This window comes from Paenibacillus cymbidii (genome assembly GCF_004764705.1).
GTDB classification, from domain to species: Bacteria; Bacillota; Bacilli; order Paenibacillales; family NBRC-103111; genus Paenibacillus_AN; species Paenibacillus_AN cymbidii.
On sequence record NZ_SHLX01000043.1, the window covers coordinates 20100 to 37192 of the forward strand.

Here is a 17093-nt window from a genome sequence, read left to right on the forward strand (position 1 = left end):
CATTCCATCGTGGGCGGCAGCGATTCCCGTCTGTTGGCCGATTACAGTCCCTTGCTCTTGTAGAACTTGTTCTTCTCGGCGATCAGATCGTTCAAGCCGATTTTTTTCCACGTTTCGATGAAGCTGTCCCAGCTGTCGACCGGATCTTCGCCCATCACGACGCGAATGAACTTCTCTTTCTTCGCTTTGTCGATGTCGGCGCCGTATTTTTTGCGCGATTCCAGCGTCGACTCATTCAGCAGCAGCTTGTTGTCGAGGTACGGATAGTCTTTGAGTTTGGGGGACACGTCGCCGTACTTCATATAGAGCTCGAAGCGCGCATCCTGGGCAATTTCCGTTGTCGTCGCGTTAAGCGGCAGATCGATATACTGCAGCGCTGCCGGAGCGTATTCGTCGTTCGGGTTTTCCGCCGCCTTCAGCTTATAGATCAGCTTGTCCTTGTCGATGACATCGTAGTTTATGCCCGGCAATCCTCTGCGAACGACGCTATAGTCAATCTTGTTCGAGATCGACCAGTCCAGGTAGCGAATCATGCCTTCCGGATTCGGCGCTTTGGCGTTCAAGACGAAGGCGCCCGAGGGCTGCGTCAAGGCCGGCACGCCGAGGTCGACATCTCCCTTGAGCTGTACCGCTTCAAAGGTCATATCGGGATAGGTTTCCAGTGTTTTGCTGAAATCGAGGAAGAAAGAGTTGGAGAACCACGTGAGCGTCGACCCGATCATATTCCGTACGCCGAACTGGTTCAGGTTGCGGTTGACGAACGTTTCCGGGTTGATCAGCTCCATCTTGTGCCAATTTTGCAGCGTGGCCAAATATTTCTTGTAGTTCGGATGCATTTCCGGCGGCAGGTACGTGCCGTCGCTGCTCTTCCACCAGTTGATGCCGTCAGGCAAGAAGTACCCGAGCATCGTGTAGTCGGTTTGTTCGTAATCGATGAAGAGCGGATACAGCTTCGCTTGCTGGCCGGTCAACGCGGAGCCGTTCGTTTTGAAGGCGACCAGCGCGTCCTCGTATTCCTTGATCGTCGTCGGCGTCTTCAGGTTCAGCTTCTTCAGCCAGTCGGTGCGAATCATCGGCGAATAACGATGGACCTCGGAGGCGCTCGGCACGCCGTAAATTTTGCCGTCCGAGCCTTTGGCCCAGTCCCATAGCTCCGGGGCGATGTTTTTTTTCAGGTTCGGGCCGTACTTGGCGATTAAGTCGTCCAGCGGCAGCACCGATTTTTTGGCGATCATGTCCGTCAACTGAATCATCGATACTTTGACGCCGTCCACCTTCTCGCCGGACGCTTGCATCAGATTAAACGTCTCCACCTGATCGTTGCCGAACACAAGCTTGACCTCGACGCCCGATTTCTCCTTGGCATAGTCGATGACTTTCTTGTTGCCGGGTTTGTCTTGAGCGGCGGGGCGGGTGACGATGACGGTGCCGTAGTCCTTTTTGTCCGCCGGTTTGGCGGAAGCGGGCGAGCTTGCCGCCGCGGATGCGGACGGTGATGCGGACGGAGTTGCGGCTTGTTTGCCGGAGCAAGCGGCGGCAAGCGAAGCGACGAGGATGAGTGCCGAAGCGCCGGTCATGCGTTTTTTCAGATGGATCACGTTTCGTTCCCCTTTTCTTCTCGATTGTGTTCGGAATCCGGCAATGAAGAAGCGAAACTGCATGTCTTCATCATAGTGCCCGGATTCGCCGTTTGGATATAAAACAAATCCGCTTTTTCTAACAAAATCAGATTGTTATAGCCTTCTGTGATCATTCCTCCTGATTTTGCATGAAAAGTTACCGCTAACGCCGGGCCAACGTCGTGAGTGTGCTACGATAGAAGCTTTGCTTACAAGTTTTGCGCAAACAACCGCTCACCACAGCTTTTCGTAGCGTCCGCGCCAGAAGGTGGCCAGATACGTGGCCGGCATTTCGCTGCTCAGCACGTTGTTCATATAGGCGAGCTCGGGAATGAGCTGCTTGCCGTCCGGGTCGTAAAACCAGCGGATGCGCACGTCGTCGACGCTGTCCATCAGTCTGAGCGCGAGCCGTTTGGCATCGTCCGCGATCGATGGCGCGCGCAGGGCGGCGATCACTGAAACCGCCATGAACCGGCTGAGCGGCTCCATCCACCTTGCCTGCGACGTATACGAGAAGAACGGTTTGCCGAGCGGCCGTTCGGCCTCCGGCAGCCGCGGCGTGATCGGCGCAGGGCGCCACGACTCGTCATACGCGTTGTAGATGAAGTAGTAGTAAGGCAGCAGATCGTCGCCGATGCCGAGGCTCCAGACGGACCACCATTTCACCAGCGTCGGCTCCAGCTTCTCCTTCATCCAGTCAGGACTCAGCTGCGCGATGATTTCCGCCGCCTTGGCGACGAATTTGCCGTGAATCGTCGACTCCCAGCACAAATACTCGCCATCCTGCAGCTGCCCTTCCAGCAGCTTGTTGAACGTGCGGATCGTCTCCTCGCGGTTCGGAATCGGCACGCCGTGCAGGACCCGGTTTTTCCAGGCGTCCTGATTGTTCTCGTGATGCCAGCGGGATTGCTCCATAAAATAGCCGGCTTCCCGCAAATGCACTTCGTTGCCGCTGAACCGGTACGCCATCAGGTTGATCATCAGCACGACCGAATTGAACGCGAGCCGGTCTACCTTGTAATTGCGCGTTGAGGTGAAGTAGATGATCTGGTAGTCGATGCTGCGCCAATAATCGGCGAAAGCGATCAGCATCGTTTCGATCTTGCGGCGATGCGGTTCGGGCGCGATGCCGTGGTAGAGGAACAGCCCGACGGAGGCGTCGAGGTACTGGTCGCCGCTCGTCTGCTCGGACAGCCGGAAACCGTACGGCTTGCCCATCCAGCCGGGTTTGCCGGCTTGTTCGCCGAGCGCGTAGATCAGCTCCAGCGAACGGAACGCTTTGCCGGCTTGTTCAAGTGCCGCTTCGTCGCCGGTCGCCTTGTAGCGGTACACCTGCGAAGCGAGGTAAATGCCCGACGTCGTGATCGAGTTTTCGTTGTTCAGCAGTTCCCATTGACCCTGGAGCGGATAGCGCCACCGGTCGAAACGTTCGGTCTCCGCGCCAACGCAGTCCTTCGGCTCGAACGGCCGGATTTGTTCGCCGTCGATTTTCATCAGGGAATACATGATTCCCGACTCGTCGAAAATGACGGCTTCGTAGAGCGCCTGAATCCGGTTCGCTTTGGCCTCCAGGGGGAGGTGTTTCAATTGCTGCAAGGCTTCCATGGGGAGCGGCTCCTTTCCGTGACGTTTACCATAATCGTTCCAAACGGCCGCGCCAGAACGTAGCCAGGAAGGTCGCCGGCATCTCGCTGCTGAGCACGTTGTTCATATAATCCAGTTCGCGGATGATCTGGTTGCCGTCCGGATCGTACTGCCAACGCATCCGGACGTCGTCGACGCTGTCCATGATCCGCAGGGCGAGTGCTTGTGCTTCGTCCTTGACCGATGTCCCGTAGGAGGCGGCCAGTACGGAGGTGAACAGGAAGCGGCAGAGCGGCTCCATCCATCGCGACTGCGAGGCGTAGGAGATGAACGGATGGCCAAGCGGCCATTGATCCCGCGGCAGTCTTGGCGTCCGGGGAGCCGGGCGCCATTCGCCGGTAAGCGCGTTGACGATAAAATAGTAGTAAGGCAGCAGATCGTCATCGATGCCGAGACTCCATGTCGACCACCACTTGACCAGCGTCGGCTCCAGCTTGTCGCCCATCAGCTCGCGGTTCGTCAGGTAGACGATCTCCGCGCCGACGGCGACAAATTTGCTGTGGATCGTCGACTCCCAGCACAGATGCTCGCCGGGCTGCAGATGGCCTGCGACCAGCCGGTTGAACTTGCCGTCGGCGTCGTTGCCGGCCAGGTGCTTGTTGCGCCACTTGTCGACATTCGTTTCCTCGTGCCACAACGCCCTGCCGATGAAAAACTCGGCCTCGCGCAAATGGACCGGATCGTGCGAAAAGGCGTAAGCCGCCGAGTTGATCGCGAGAAAAATCATGTTGTACGCATGCTGCTCCAGTTTGTTGTCCCAGAAGGTGGTAATGTACACGATTTTGTAGTCGATGCTTCGCCAGTAATCGGCAAACCCGATGACCATTTGTTCGATCTTGCGTTTGTGCGGCTCCGGCGCGACGCGATGATAGGCGAAAAGCCCCCAGAGCGCGTCGAGATACTGATCGCCGCTCGTCTGGTCGGACAGCCGGAAGCCGTACGGTTTGCCCATCCAGCCGGGTCGGCCGTCCTGCACCCCGAAAGCGTAGATCAGCTCCAGGGAGCGAAACGCCTTGCCCGCTTGCTCGAGTGCGGCAGCATCGCCGGTCGCCTCGTAGCGATACGCTTGCGAAGCCAGGTAGATGCCGGACGTCGTGATCGAATTTTCGTTGTCCAGCATCGTCCAATGCCCTTCCGGCTTGATCCGCCACTGGCTGTAGTCGAACGTATCCCGGCCTGCAAAATCTTCGGGTGTGAACGGCCGGATGCGATCGCCGTCGATTTTCATCAGCGAGTACATAATGCCCGATTCATGGAAAATGACCCGCTCGTAAAACTGCTGGATCATCGCCGCTTTTTCCTCCAAAGTGGCGGCATGCTTCAGCGCTTGCAGCTCTTTCATCTCGTTGTCCACCTTCCCGCTTACTTTTTCAAGGGCACATTCATGACGCCGGATGCTCGCTCCGCCGTGCCGGGGACGAACGGGAATTGTTCGGCCAGCTCCGGCTCGAAATGAATGCCCAGTCCCGGCAGCGTGGGCGGGAGAATCGTTCCCTCGTGCAGGCGCGGCCGCTCCGGCAGCGTCGCCTGCTGCAAGTCGGTCAGCTCTTCGCCCATTTCCAGCATCTCGACGTTCGCGAAGGCGAACGCCATATGCACATTGGCGATCATGCCCGGACCGCCGCACCACGAGTGCGGCACGACCGGCAGGCCCTTATCGGCGGCAAGCTGCGCCACTTCGGCGAAGCGGCCGATGCCGCCGACGTAATTGACGTCCGGCTGCACGATGCCCAGCGCGCCGATCGAGAGGAACGACGCGAACTCGCGCGCCGTCGCCAGACTTTCGCCGCCCGCAATCGTGACGCTTGTGCGCTCGCGCAGCCAGGCGTAGCCTTCCGGATCGAGATAGCTGAGCGGCTCCTCGAAGAAACGGACGTTATAGCGCTCAAGCAGCTTGGCGATTGAAAGCGCTTCCTCTCGGCCGATAGGGTCAGGAATGCCGCCCATATGGCCGTCGACCAGGATGCGGAAACCGTCGCCCGCCTGGCGGCGGATGCCGGCAAGCACCGACTCCATGCGGCGCAGCAGCTCGTCACCGGCGGGCGTGACCAGCGACCCGTCCGGCTCGCGGAAGGAGAGGCCGATCTTCACGGCCTTGAAGCCCGCCCGCTGCAGCCTTGCGATCACGCTGCCGACTTCCTCCGGCTGCGGCGACGGCCCCATGCTGGCATAGATCGGCAGCGATGCCGGCGCGTTATCGCGGAGCAGCCGGTAAACCGGCTTGTCCGCCGCTTTGCCGGCGATATCCCAGAGCGCGTTTTCAATCGCGCCCATGACGCTGACCGCAGCGCCGGACCGTCCCCACCAGACGCTGGAATCGAACATCGTCTGCCGAATCGCGGCAATGGCGGCAGCGTTGCGGCCGATCAGCAGCGGCTCGTAGTAACGGGTCAGCGCCTTGGCGACCTCGCCGCAAAATAGCCCCACCAGCGATTCGCCGTGGCCGATCAATCCTTCGTCCGTTTCGATGCGGACGATCGCGGAACCGGCTTCGTAGCCGGAAGCGTTCCGGGCGCCGCATAAGTAGCAGGCTACGCTTGTAATGTTCATGTTGAGCTCCTTTCGCTTGCTTTCCATCACTATCCCTTTCGCTCAGATGAATCTTGCCCGGTCCAGTTCGTTGAGCAGCGTCTCGCCCTGCAGGAAGCGCTCCAGGTTGCGCAGGAACAGCTCCTGCTGCAGCTCCGCGGAATCCGGCATTACGCCCGACATGTGCGGAGTAGCGGTTATGCGCGGATGAGTCCACAGCGGCGATTCGGCGGGCAGCGGTTCGACTTCGAAGACGTCGAGGTACGCATGGGCGAATTCTCCCGCGTCGAGCGCTGCGAGCATAGCCGTCGTGTCGATTACTCCCCCGCGCGACACGTTGATCAGCACGGCATCGCGTTTCATCCGCGCGAACGCCTCGCGATTCATCAGATGGCGCGTCGCCGCTGTAAGCGGCACCGAAAGCAGGACAACATCGGCCTGGGGCAGCACTTGCGGCAGCTCGGCCGCGGTGACGATTCGCTCCGGCAGAGACCCGTCGGGGTCGCCGATCCCATCGTACGGCAGGAAGCCGCGATACGGCTGCCTGACGGCGGCGGACTGCACGGCGGTGATCGTCATGCCGAAGGCCGTCAGCAGCCGGGCCGTTTCCCGGCCGACACCGCCGTAGCCGACGAGCAGCGCATGGCCGCCGCGCAGCGAAGGGCGCGACTCGGCGAGCCGGTCGGGCCAGCGGCGATCGTGGGCGAACGCCGCCAAGGCGTCGAACCGTTTGCGGTGGCGCAGCAGCTGCCCGACGGCGAACTCGGCCATGTGGACGGCGCCGATTCCTGCGGCGTTGGACACCCGAAGCTCGCGCTTCATCAGCGGGTGGCCGATCAGCTGTTCGGTTCCGGCCGATACGAGATGGAGCCACTTCAGCCCGCCGCAGGAGGAAACGTCCGTCGGCATGGCGTCCGTTACCAGGACCGCCGTATCCGGCGAGATGGCGCGGGCGATCGCCTGCGGGTCCGGAGCGCAATACGTGCATGCCATGCCGGCGGGAATCCGGTTCCACCGATCCCGGACATTCATGGCAACTACGATGTTCATCGTTTGCCTGACACCCCCTGTGTATTTCTGCCGGCAAAGCGGCATCGTGATCGATTGCACCCCCATCATAGGCGCCGCAAATTCCGTCTGGAAATACAACAAATCAACGATTTCTAACATCTTTGCGGTTCAGGAGCATGGATGCGAAGTCGGAATAACCCCTGTTGACATACACCGTTGCTGTACCGGTGCGGCATAAGGGGAGGGCGAGGGATGTTGTCAGGTAAAGCGACCGCTGCTCGACATACTTGTTACTTAACTTCAGGAGGAAGGAGGCGATGAGGAAAAAGCGGCTACCGAAGCGGACTTGGTTTAAGCGGCAACGTTACATGCCCTTGCGGATGGGCTGGCCGGGGCGAAATAAGCCATGAAAAGTGGCTTATTTGCATCATTTCAGGTGCCTCATCAAAAATAGCCAGTGAAAACACTGGCTATTTGCGCCAAACAGCCCCAATCCGGGCGAACTGACACGAATACCCAGTGAAATCATGGGCTATTTTGCCAAAATGGACAGAAACGCCGAAATAGCCAGTGAAATCACTGGCTATTCCGGCCGAACAAGTGAAGTGGCGCAAAAAGCCACTTTTTTATGGACAGACTTCGATGACAACGCAAGTTGCGTATCAGCCAGGCTGCGGTCTCGGCCTCAGCCCTGGCACAGACGCTAAAGCAGCGCCCGGCCTTTGACCCACACTTGCTGCAGCTCCAGATCGGGCGAGAGCAGCAGCAGGTCGGCTGCCTTGCCGGCGGCCAGCGTGCCGGTACGGTCCGCGATGCCAAGCTGGCGCGCCGGGTTGCCGCTGGCGCAGCGGCTCGCTTCCGCCATCGTCAGGCCGACTTCGCGGACGAGATAGCGGAACGCGTTGATCGACGTCAGCGTGCTGCCGGCGAGGCTGTCGCCGTCGCGCAGCTTGCAAACGCCCTCTTTGACGACGACCGGCAAGCCGCCCAGCTCGTAATCGCCGTCGGGAAGCCCGGCAGCGGCAATGGCGTCGGTAATCATGATCAGCCGGTTCGGCAGCTTCATCTTCGCCAGCACCTGGATTGCCGCGGGATGCACGTGGTGGCCGTCGGCGATAATTTCCGCGTAGACGCGCTCGTCCGTCATGACCGCGCCGAGCGTGCCGGGCTTGCGGTGATGCAGGCCGGTCATTGCGTTGTACGTATGCGTCGCCTGGCGCAGGCCGTGATCGGCCGCGGCAACAAGCTGCTCGTACGTGCCGGCGGTATGCCCGCTGGAAGCGACGATGCCGCGTTCGTTCAGCCACTGGATGAACGGCAGCGCGCCGTCGATTTCCGGCGCGAGCGTAATTTGCCGCACGAGGCCGGGATAGTCGCGTTCCCACGCTTCGGCCCATTCCGGCTGCGGCGGCACGATATACGCGGGGTTCTGCGCTCCGCGCCAGTCCGTGTTGACGAACGGACCTTCGACGTGAACGCCGAGCAAGTCCGCGCCGGGCATGTCGCCCGTGCGGAAAGCGGCGACCGCCGCGATGGCGCGGTCGATCGCTTCGCGCGGCGCCGTCATCGTGGTGGCGAGCATCGTGGTGGTGCCGTTCCGGCCGTGGAAGCGGGTGATCGTTTCGTACGCTTCGCTCGTCGCGTCCATGAAATCGGCTCCGCCGCCGCCATGAACGTGCATGTCGATGAAGCCGGGCAGCACCCAGCCTCCCTCGGCGTCGATGACGACCGCCTGGTCCTTGTGTTCGGGATCGCCCTCATAATGATGGCTGCCGATTGCAGCTTCATAGGCCGGCGGCGGTGCGCTTTCGGCATGGCCGGCGTAGACGATGTGATCGTCGGCAAGTACGACAATGCCGTTCTCGACGACTTCGTTTTCGAGGATGACGTTGGCGCCGACGATGCGGGTCAAATGGCGATTTTTCATGAGAAGAGCCTCCCGGCTTGTTCGTCCAGCAGGACGACCAGATTTGGATGGGTTTGCAGCAGCGAAGCGGGAATTTCCGTCTTGATCGGGCCGGTCAGCGCGCGAAACACGATATCGGCCTTATCGGCGCCGCGGACGACGAGCAGGATCGTTTTCGCTTTCAGTATCGTCCCGACGCCCATCGTCAATGCATGTGTCGGCACATCCTCCGGCTTGTCGAAGAAGCGCGCGTTCGCTTCGCGCGTCGCCGCTTCCAGCGTCACGACATGCGTGCCGCTGACAAGCGATTGGTCCGGCTCGTTGAAACCGATGTGGCCGTTATGGCCGAGCCCGAGCACCTGCAGGTCGATCTGCTTGGCGTCGTCGAGCAGCTTGTTGTAGCGTTCGCATTCCCCGGCCAAGTCGGCGGCGGTGCCGTCGGGGATGTTCGCGCGCGAAGCGGGCAGATCGATATGGGAGAACAGATGCTGCTGCATATAGTAGTGATAGCTTTGCGAATGCTCCGGCGGCAAGCCGACGTATTCGTCAAGGTTGAACGACGTCGCCGAACGGAAGCTGACGAGCCCGCGGCGGTGCGATTTGACCAGCTCCTCGTAAATGCCGATCGGAGTGCTGCCGGTGGCAAGGCCCAGCACCGCCTTCGGGTTCGTCTGCAGCAGCCCGACGATAATGCCGGCTCCCGCTTCGTTAAGCTCCTGAGTGGAACGGAAAATCAACCGATTCATGGATGTACCCTCTCCTTAACCTTATCTTGCCGAATTCCAAACGCGGGCTTGCGGCTTGCTCACAAGCCGGTTTTGGCGTTTTTGCGGTATTTGCGCACCATATGATAGGATTGCTCCAATCGCGGGACATACTCGTCGAACTGCTCGCTGACCAGTGACGTGAACAGGATGTCGATCACATGCAGCTGCGCGATGCGCGACGCCATGTCGCCGCGGCGCATGCCGCGCTCGAGCGATGACGTGAACAGGGCGATATCGGACAAGCCGGCCAGCTTGTTCGCGCCGTAGCCGGTCAACGAAATCGTCGCCGCTCCGCCTTCCTTGGCGCAGGTCAGGGCGTCGATCGTCTCCTGCGTTTCCCCCGAGAACGAAATCGCAAAAGCCGCGTCGCCTGGCCCCAGGTTGGCGGCGGACGTCAGCTGCATATGCGGATCGCTGAAGCAGGTCGCGTGCCGGCCGATGCGGACGAGCTTCTGGTGAAAATCCTGCGCCACCACGCCCGACGTCGCCACGCCGTATATATCGATGCGCTTCGCCGCGCGCAGCGCCGACACCGCCCGCGTCAGCTGCGCCAGGTCCAGCAGCCGCGTCGTGTCGGCGATCGAGCGCAGGTGGTTTGTTTCAATCGCCTGCACGATGCTGCCGAGGTCGTTGCCGGCGACGATGTCCTGGTACGACTGCACCGCGGGCAACGCGGCGAGCTCGGCGGACAGCTTCATTTTAAAGTCGGCATAACCCGTAAAATGAAACGTCTTGCAAAACCGCGAAATCGTCGCCGTGCTGATCTGCGATTGCGCCGCCAGCTCGGTGATGCTGAGCTGCGTCACTTGCTGCGGATGAGCCAGAACGTAAGCGGCAAGCTCCTGCTCCTTGGGGTGCAGCTGCGCCATGCCCGCTTGCAGTGCGCTCGTGATGCTGGACACGGATGCACCGCCTTTCGTGAAAATAGTTTTATCATATTTGCAAGTTTATAAGAAAATTATTTACATATCGATTGTACGTGAAGATGCCGAAGAAAGCAATGGGATCCGAAACCGGCCTCGCTTGCGTCAACTCCTGGGCAATCGCTTACGAAAGTAAACCCAAGCTGGAAAAAGACAAGGGGAGTTGCCGTTGATCAAACAAGCAATGAAAGCACCTGCTCGATCTCAAAAGAAGTATCACGATTGATGCGATGCGCACTCCAAAAGAGATTGCAGCCACGATCATCGAACAAGGGGCCGACTATGTCCTGCAAGTCAACGATAAAAACGATGCGAGATAAAGCTCCGTTGCAAGCCGCGGGACAACGGGAGCCCAATCGGTTGAAACCCGCTATTTCATTCACAGTGAAAAGGGACAACCGCCGAGCCACTCTTGCAGGTAGGCCAGTCACCGGAGGATTGAAAACACCCTGCACGAGACGCTGGACATGACCGGTGTGAAGCGGAACATTTGCGGCTTGGATCCCAATGATGTACGGAACGTCCTCCAGCTTCCTGAAAATGTATCGTTACGATTCACAGCCAGCCATAGTCCCGGGCCTCAAAAACACCTTGGAGCAATAGCGGAACCGACTTCCACTAAGGCGTGTTGGAAGGCCAACGTAGGAAAAATAACGGAACCTCCTTCCGCTATCCGGTGCTCAACAGCCAACTTTGGAGCAATAGCGGAACCTCCTTCCGCTATCCGGTGCTCAACAGCCAACTTTGGGCAATTGCGGAACCGCTTTCCGCTATTTCATGGAATCGTGCCTCAGGAGCAGGGTGACGGTGAATCGTAACCATTCGTAAGCGATTGCCCTCGTCAATACGCTCAATCGCTTATTCCGCGGGAATTTGTGGTATACTGAAAAGAATGAGCCAGAACCAGACCAGAGAGGGGAGAGGTCGCTGTGGAGCCTACCAAACCGGAGAGCAAGCCTGCGGCAACGCATTTTATCAAATCGATTATCGAAAGCGACCTCGCCTCCGGCCGGGAGTCGACCGTCGTCACACGGTTCCCGCCCGAGCCGAACGGCTATTTGCATATCGGCCACGCCAAGTCGATCTGCCTGAATTTCGAAGTGGCCGACGAGTTCGGCGGCCGTACGCACCTGCGCTTTGACGATACGAATCCGCTCAAGGAGGACGTCGAATACGTCGAAGCGATCAAACGCGATGTGAAGTGGCTCGGGTTCGAGTGGGACGGACTGTTCTTCGCTTCGGACTACTTCGACAAGATGTACGAGCGCGCCGTGCTGCTCATTCGCAAAGGACTCGCATACGTCGACGAGCAGTCCGCCGACCGCATCCGCGAAACGCGCGGCACACTGACGAAGCCCGGCACGCCGAGCCCGTTCCGCGACCGCAGCGTGGAAGAGAACCTGACGCAGTTCGAGCAGATGCGCGCCGGCGCGTTCAAGAACGGCGAGAAGGTGCTGCGCGCGAAGATCGATATGGCGTCGCCGAACATCAACATGCGCGACCCGGTCATTTACCGGATCGTACGCGCCCATCACCACAATACCGGGGACAAATGGTGCATCTACCCGATGTACGCCTTCGCGCATCCGCTCGAAGACGCGATCGAAGGCGTGACGCATTCGATCTGCACACTGGAGTTCGAAGACCAGCGCCCGTTCTACGATTGGGTCATCCGCGAATGCGAAACGCCGGCGAAGCCGCACCAGTACGAGTTCGCCAAGCTGAAGCTGACCGACACCGTCATGGGCAAACGCTACCTGCGCCTGATGGTCGAGGAGAACATCGTCGACGGCTGGGACGATCCGCGCATGCCGACGTTGTCCGGCGTCCGCCGCCGCGGCTTTACGCCGGAAGCGATTCGTGCGTTCTGCCGCGAGACCGGCGTTTCGAAGAGCGCGGGCATCATCGATTTCGGCTACCTCGAGCATTTCGTCCGCGAGGACCTGAAGCTGAAGGCGCCGCGCACGATGGCGGTCATCGACCCGCTCAAGGTTGTGATCGTCAACTACCCGGAAGGCCAAACCGAGCTGCTCGAAGCCGAAAACAATACCGAAAACGAATCCATGGGAACCCGGCAAATCCCGTTCTCCCGCGAAATCTACATTGAGCGCGAAGACTTTATGGAAAACCCGCCGCCCAAGTATCACCGGTTGTACCCCGGCAACGAAGTGCGGCTCAAGTCGGCGTATTTCATCAAATGCGAGGAAGTTATCAAGGACGCCGAAGGCAATGTCGTCGAGCTGCGCTGCACGTACGACCCGGCGACCAAGTCGGGCAGCGGCTTCAACGCGCGCAAGGTGAAAGGCACGATCCACTGGGTCGAGGCTAGCCAGGCGGTACCGGCGGAGTTTCGGCTGTTCGAGCCGTTGTTCAAGAAAGAAGCCGGCGCAAGCGCCGCGCAGGGCGAAGCCGCGGAACCGGCAGCGCTGCCGGATGAGGCGGAGCTGGGCCTGCAGGAGCAAGAAGAAGCGGAAGAGAACGGCACCGTGGACAAATCGTTCCTCAGCCAGCTGAATCCGGGTTCGCTTGCGGTGAAGATGGGGTTTGTCGAGCAGAATATGCAGGCGGCGGAGCCGCAGGACAAATTTCAGTTTTTCCGCCACGGCTATTTCAATGTCGATTCCAAGTATTCGACGCCCGGCAAGCCGGTATTCAATCGCATCGTTTCGCTCAAAAGCTCGTTTGAAGTGTGACGCCCGCGGGCGCAAACGGGGCTGTTCCTTCCGTCATGTTCGTGACAGAGGGAACAGCCCCGTTTCCATTGGCGCAGCCGCTTCGCGCGGTTTAACTCACGAGCGCACCAGCAGCTCGTCCAGCTTGAGAATGCCGACCAGCGCGCCGTCGCGAATGCCGATGCCGGTCATAAAGTCGCCGCTCACGCCGCCTACCCGCACCGGAGGCTTCTGGATGTCCTGGTAGACGGACACCTTGCTCACTTCGTCGACGATAATGCCGACCGATTCCTCGCGATGATTGACGACGACAATGCGCGTCGCCTTCGTGTAGGGCACTTCATGCAGCCCGAACAGCTGCCGCAAGCTGACGACGGGCACGATGACGCCGCGCAGGTTGATGATGCCGCGAACGTACGGCGGGCAATTCGGAATTTCGGTAATCGGCTGCAGCTTGATGATTTCATGGATATCCTGTATCCGAATGGCGTATTGCTCCTGCTGCAACGCCAGTTCGATGTACTGCTCCTGCAAATACGCGCTCATATCCTCACATCCGGATCGTTAATTTTTCACGCTGCCCAGCTTGAATACAGACACAGATACGTTCAGCTCGTCGGCCAGCTGCGCGAGCGATTGGCAAGTGGCGGCCGTCTCCTCGGATGCGGCGGCCGATTCCTCGCTGGCGGATGCGACCAATTCGACCGATTGCATCACTTCCGACGCTTGCGCCGCTTCTTCTTCGCAAGCTGCCGCAATTTCGGACACCTTGTTCGCGGAGTCGTTCACCATCCCGGTAATGAGCCGGAACGCTTCGCCCGTTTGCATCGATTGCGTCATGCTTTCGTTGAACGAGGTGACGCTCAGCTTCGTATTTTGCTGCATCGCTTTGATGATGGTCGAAATTTCTTTGGTCGCCGCGCTGCTGCGCTCGGCCAGCTTGCGCACTTCGTCGGCCACAACGGCGAAGCCGCGCCCCTGATCGCCGGCGCGGGCCGCTTCGATGGCGGCGTTCAGCGCAAGCAAATTCGTTTGATCGGCGATGTCGTCGATCACTTCGATAATTTCGCCGATCTTGTTGGAGTCTTCCTCCAGACGGGACATCGAGGTGCTGACGCTCTTCATGCCCGCCACGGCGCCTTCGACGATTTTGCTGCCTTCGCTTGCCGTCTGCACGGTGCTCGTCGACAGCTCGGCCGCTTCCTCCGCGCTTCGTGCGACGAAATTGATCGCCTTCGACAACTCGCCGAACAGCTCCGAGATGTTCTGGGCGGAGCGGGCCTGGCTGGTGCTGCCGCTGGCGATTTCCTCGCTGCTCGCCGATATTTGCTCGGACGCGGCGGCGACGCTTTGCGACGACTGGGCAATGCCGCCAACCAGATTGCTCAAATTGTCGATCATGTGATTGACGGAAGCGGCGAGCGCGCCGATTTCGTCTTTGGTGACGATCGGCGACTTTTCCCGCAGATCGCCTTCCGCGACCTTCGCTACGAGGCCCACGATGCGATTCAGCGGCCGGGCGATCGATTGCGAGATGGCGTAGCCGAGCAGGATGCTGAACAGCAGCGCACCCACGATGACCGCAATCGTGGCGTTGCGCGACCTGGAGTAAGAATGGGCCGCATCCTGGTTCGCGTCCTCGGCCAATTGGACGTTGATCGCGATCAGGCGCTCCATGCTGTCCCTCATTTTGGCGCCCTGGGGGTTCAGCGTGTCGTTCTTGTAAGTGTTGAATTCCGTTTGATCATCGCGTACCGCCAACTGGGCGGCAGTATCGTACAGCTTCACATAAGCCGCGTATTCGGCGTCGAACACTTTCAGTTCGTCCTTCTCCGCTTTCGTGAGCGTGGTGTTCCGGTAGGAGTTGAATTTGTCTTCAATTTCTTTCTTGGCGACGGGGATGTCGAGAGCGAGCGTGTCCGTTTCCGTTTTGGTCGAAGCGATGCTGAGGTCGCGCAGCGTGACGCGCATCTTCTGATAGGAAATCTCCGCCGCGGACAAGTCGCGGACGGAGATGAGGTTGTTGTTATAGAGTACTTTCATGCGCCCATTCATATTGCTTAAATTTGAAAGCGCATACATTCCGGTGGCCGCCAAAATCAAAGCCACCAGGATAAAAGCCGAAACAAGCTTCGTGGCCGTTTTCAAGTTCGTATACCATTTCATGGTCTGTCGCTCCTTGTTGTTCATATGTATGTTGCCGCGGTGTCACTTCTCAAGCAGTTCCAAGACGAATTGCACGTAAGACGGATCGAACTGCGAACCCGCGTGCTGGAGCAACTGTTTCTTCGCTTCCGCGTCGGGCATCCCGGGCCGGTACGGGCGGTCCGACACCATGCAGTCGTAGGCGTCGAGAATGGCGCAGATGCGTGCGTAGACGGGAATTTCCTTCTTTCTGAGCCCCATCGGGTAACCTTTGCCATCCCACCTTTCGTGATGAAATTCGATCGTTTCGATGATTTCCTCATCGATGCGGGGATAGTCCCGGATAATCATCGCCCCCAGCGTTGTGTGCTTTTTCATGATGTTCCATTCCGAGGCCGTCAGCGCAGACGATTTTTGCAAAATCTCATCCGGTACGTACAGTTTTCCGATGTCATGCAGCAAACATCCGTTGACCAGCTGGTACTTTTGCCGCTCGTCGTAATTCAGCCGAGAAGCGGCCTTGCCGGCAATCGCGGCAACGCGGAGGCTGTGCTCGTACGTGTCGGCATCCTTGCTCCGCAGCTGTTCCAGCTCCTTGATCATGAGCACACTTTGCATTCGCCACGTTTCACCGTCCTGAAGAAGATTGTGATGCCAGTGTCGGAAGAGGATGCGCTTACGCTTCCATTGGAAATGTCGTACAATATCTGTTGTACGATAGAAGGGGGAATATTGGTGAGTCAGCATGAACTTGTTTCGATTCGATTGCCTGACCCTGCTTTACGCAACGAAGGTTATACCGATGAACAAATCGTCCAGATGTTTTTGTCGACGGGCATTCGCTCCAAATACACCCTCCGCAATTACAAGCGGGCCATCGATCTTTTCCGACGCTTCGTACCCGACAAATCGCTTTCTGAAGTAACCTGGAAAGAGATAGAGATTTTCAAGCTTGGCTTGATGAACGGCATGTTCAGCTTTCAGAAGAAACCGCTTGCGCCGGCTACGGTGGCGAGCTTTATTGCCCCGCTGCGATCGTTGTACAAGTGGGGAAGCGATCCGAATATTCGGTTGTTTCCGCTTAACCCGACCTCGTGCGTACGAACCCCGCACATTCAGGTGACGAGCCGAAACCATTACTTGACCAAGCAGGAAGTCGGCCGGTTCCTCGAGCATTTGCGGCGGAGCAGCCCGCGCGATTATTTGATTGGCATGGTATTCGTGCTGCTTGGCTTGCGCGTTTCCGAGCTGACCGGCATCCGATGGGGCCATTTCAGCAAAGACATTGCGGAATCGTCGGTGTGGCTTGCCGTTCATGACGGCAAGGGCGGCAAGAAGCGGAACGTCAAGGTGCCGGCCGAATTGTGGAAGAAGCTGGAGGAGTATGGCAATGGAAAGCGAATGAGTCGTGCGGCGGAGCAGCGGCTGTTTCCGTTGTCGGTGCGCCAGGTGGAACGAATCATTCGCAGCGCCAGCGTACTGAGCGGCATCGACAAAAAACTGACCCCGCACTGGCTGCGTCACACGAGCGCTACGCTGGCTCTGTTGTTCGGCGCATCGCTGCAGCAGGTTCAGGAGAATTTGGGCCATTCGCATATCAATACGACCCAACGTTACTTGCATACGGTAGAGCAGTTGAAAAAGGCGGCGCCGGATTTCATCCATGACGGGTTAAAGGAGTTTATGTGAGCAGATAAAATCGTTGCTTTCATAGGGCTAGTGGACTATACTTAACAGGTAATATCTCGACAAAATATGCAGTTTTTATTAGATGTTTGTCGAACAACAGATATTGTACGACATGTTTCGCATTTTACTCGCCTGGTTGAAACACAAAAAGGATTCCCTACCTTGGCGTCAATGTGCAAGAATCAGCC

Annotated in this window: 13 protein-coding genes; 2 read left to right on the plus strand and 11 right to left on the minus strand. The window is 58.8% G+C overall.

Annotated features, from left to right (window positions below; all coding sequences use genetic code 11):
• Positions 1–41 precede the first annotated feature (41 nt).
• The 8 genes from EXY20_RS35090 to EXY20_RS35125 form a co-directional block, all read right to left on the minus strand.
• Positions 42–1598, minus strand: coding sequence for a type 2 periplasmic-binding domain-containing protein (locus EXY20_RS35090; protein WP_135557094.1), 1557 nt, complete (start codon positions 1596–1598; stop codon positions 42–44).
• Positions 1599–1853: 255 nt separating this feature from the next.
• On the minus strand, positions 1854–3224 hold the full coding sequence (locus EXY20_RS35095; protein ID WP_135557095.1) for a hypothetical protein: 1371 nt from the start codon (positions 3222–3224) through the stop codon (positions 1854–1856).
• Positions 3225–3249: 25 nt separating this feature from the next.
• A complete protein-coding gene (locus EXY20_RS35100) occupies positions 3250–4605 on the minus strand; it encodes a hypothetical protein (protein WP_135557096.1) in 1356 nt (451 codons plus the stop codon).
• 20 nt (positions 4606–4625) lie between these two features.
• Positions 4626–5813 carry a mandelate racemase/muconate lactonizing enzyme family protein gene (locus tag EXY20_RS35105; protein WP_167859744.1) on the minus strand — a complete coding sequence of 396 codons (1188 nt, stop codon included), beginning with the start codon at positions 5811–5813 and terminating at the stop codon, positions 4626–4628.
• A gap of 42 nt (positions 5814–5855) precedes the next feature.
• A complete protein-coding gene (locus EXY20_RS35110; protein WP_167859745.1) occupies positions 5856–6842 on the minus strand; it encodes a D-2-hydroxyacid dehydrogenase in 987 nt (328 codons plus the stop codon).
• 664 nt (positions 6843–7506) lie between these two features.
• Positions 7507–8730 (minus strand): N-acetylglucosamine-6-phosphate deacetylase, encoded by a 1224-nt coding sequence (nagA, locus tag EXY20_RS35115; RefSeq protein ID WP_135557099.1) that lies wholly within the window; start codon positions 8728–8730, stop codon positions 7507–7509.
• The gene (nagB, locus tag EXY20_RS35120; RefSeq protein WP_135557100.1) at positions 8727–9455 is read right to left on the minus strand and encodes a glucosamine-6-phosphate deaminase; all 729 of its coding nucleotides are present in this window, start codon (positions 9453–9455) and stop codon (positions 8727–8729) included. The genes nagA and nagB overlap by 4 nt, the downstream gene beginning before the upstream one ends.
• A 59-nt stretch (positions 9456–9514) precedes the next feature.
• Entirely contained in the window at positions 9515–10378 is an 864-nt protein-coding gene (locus EXY20_RS35125; RefSeq protein WP_135557101.1) for a MurR/RpiR family transcriptional regulator, read from the minus strand.
• 950 nt (positions 10379–11328) lie between these two features.
• On the opposite strand from EXY20_RS35125, the gene EXY20_RS35130 reads away from it, so the two are divergent.
• Complete coding sequence (locus EXY20_RS35130) at positions 11329–13092, plus strand: glutamine--tRNA ligase/YqeY domain fusion protein (RefSeq protein ID WP_135557102.1); 1764 nt, start codon at positions 11329–11331, stop codon at positions 13090–13092.
• A gap of 96 nt (positions 13093–13188) precedes the next feature.
• Here EXY20_RS35130 and EXY20_RS35135 read toward each other — a convergent pair whose 3' ends face one another.
• The 3 genes from EXY20_RS35135 to EXY20_RS35145 are packed head-to-tail and all read right to left on the minus strand — an operon-like array spanning position 13189 to position 15834.
• Positions 13189–13617: a chemotaxis protein CheW gene (locus EXY20_RS35135; protein WP_135557103.1), complete on the minus strand. Its 429-nt coding sequence runs from the start codon at positions 13615–13617 to the stop codon at positions 13189–13191.
• A gap of 18 nt (positions 13618–13635) precedes the next feature.
• Positions 13636–15237, minus strand: coding sequence for a methyl-accepting chemotaxis protein (locus tag EXY20_RS35140; protein WP_135557104.1), 1602 nt, complete (start codon positions 15235–15237; stop codon positions 13636–13638).
• Between the two features lie 42 nt (positions 15238–15279).
• Positions 15280–15834: an HD-GYP domain-containing protein gene (locus EXY20_RS35145; RefSeq protein WP_235886350.1), complete on the minus strand. Its 555-nt coding sequence runs from the start codon at positions 15832–15834 to the stop codon at positions 15280–15282.
• Positions 15835–15951: 117 nt separating this feature from the next.
• Here EXY20_RS35145 and EXY20_RS35150 point away from each other — a divergent pair, with 117 nt between their 5' ends.
• Entirely contained in the window at positions 15952–16905 is a 954-nt protein-coding gene (locus tag EXY20_RS35150; protein ID WP_135557105.1) for a tyrosine-type recombinase/integrase, read from the plus strand.
• The last annotated feature ends 188 nt before the right edge of the window (positions 16906–17093 follow it).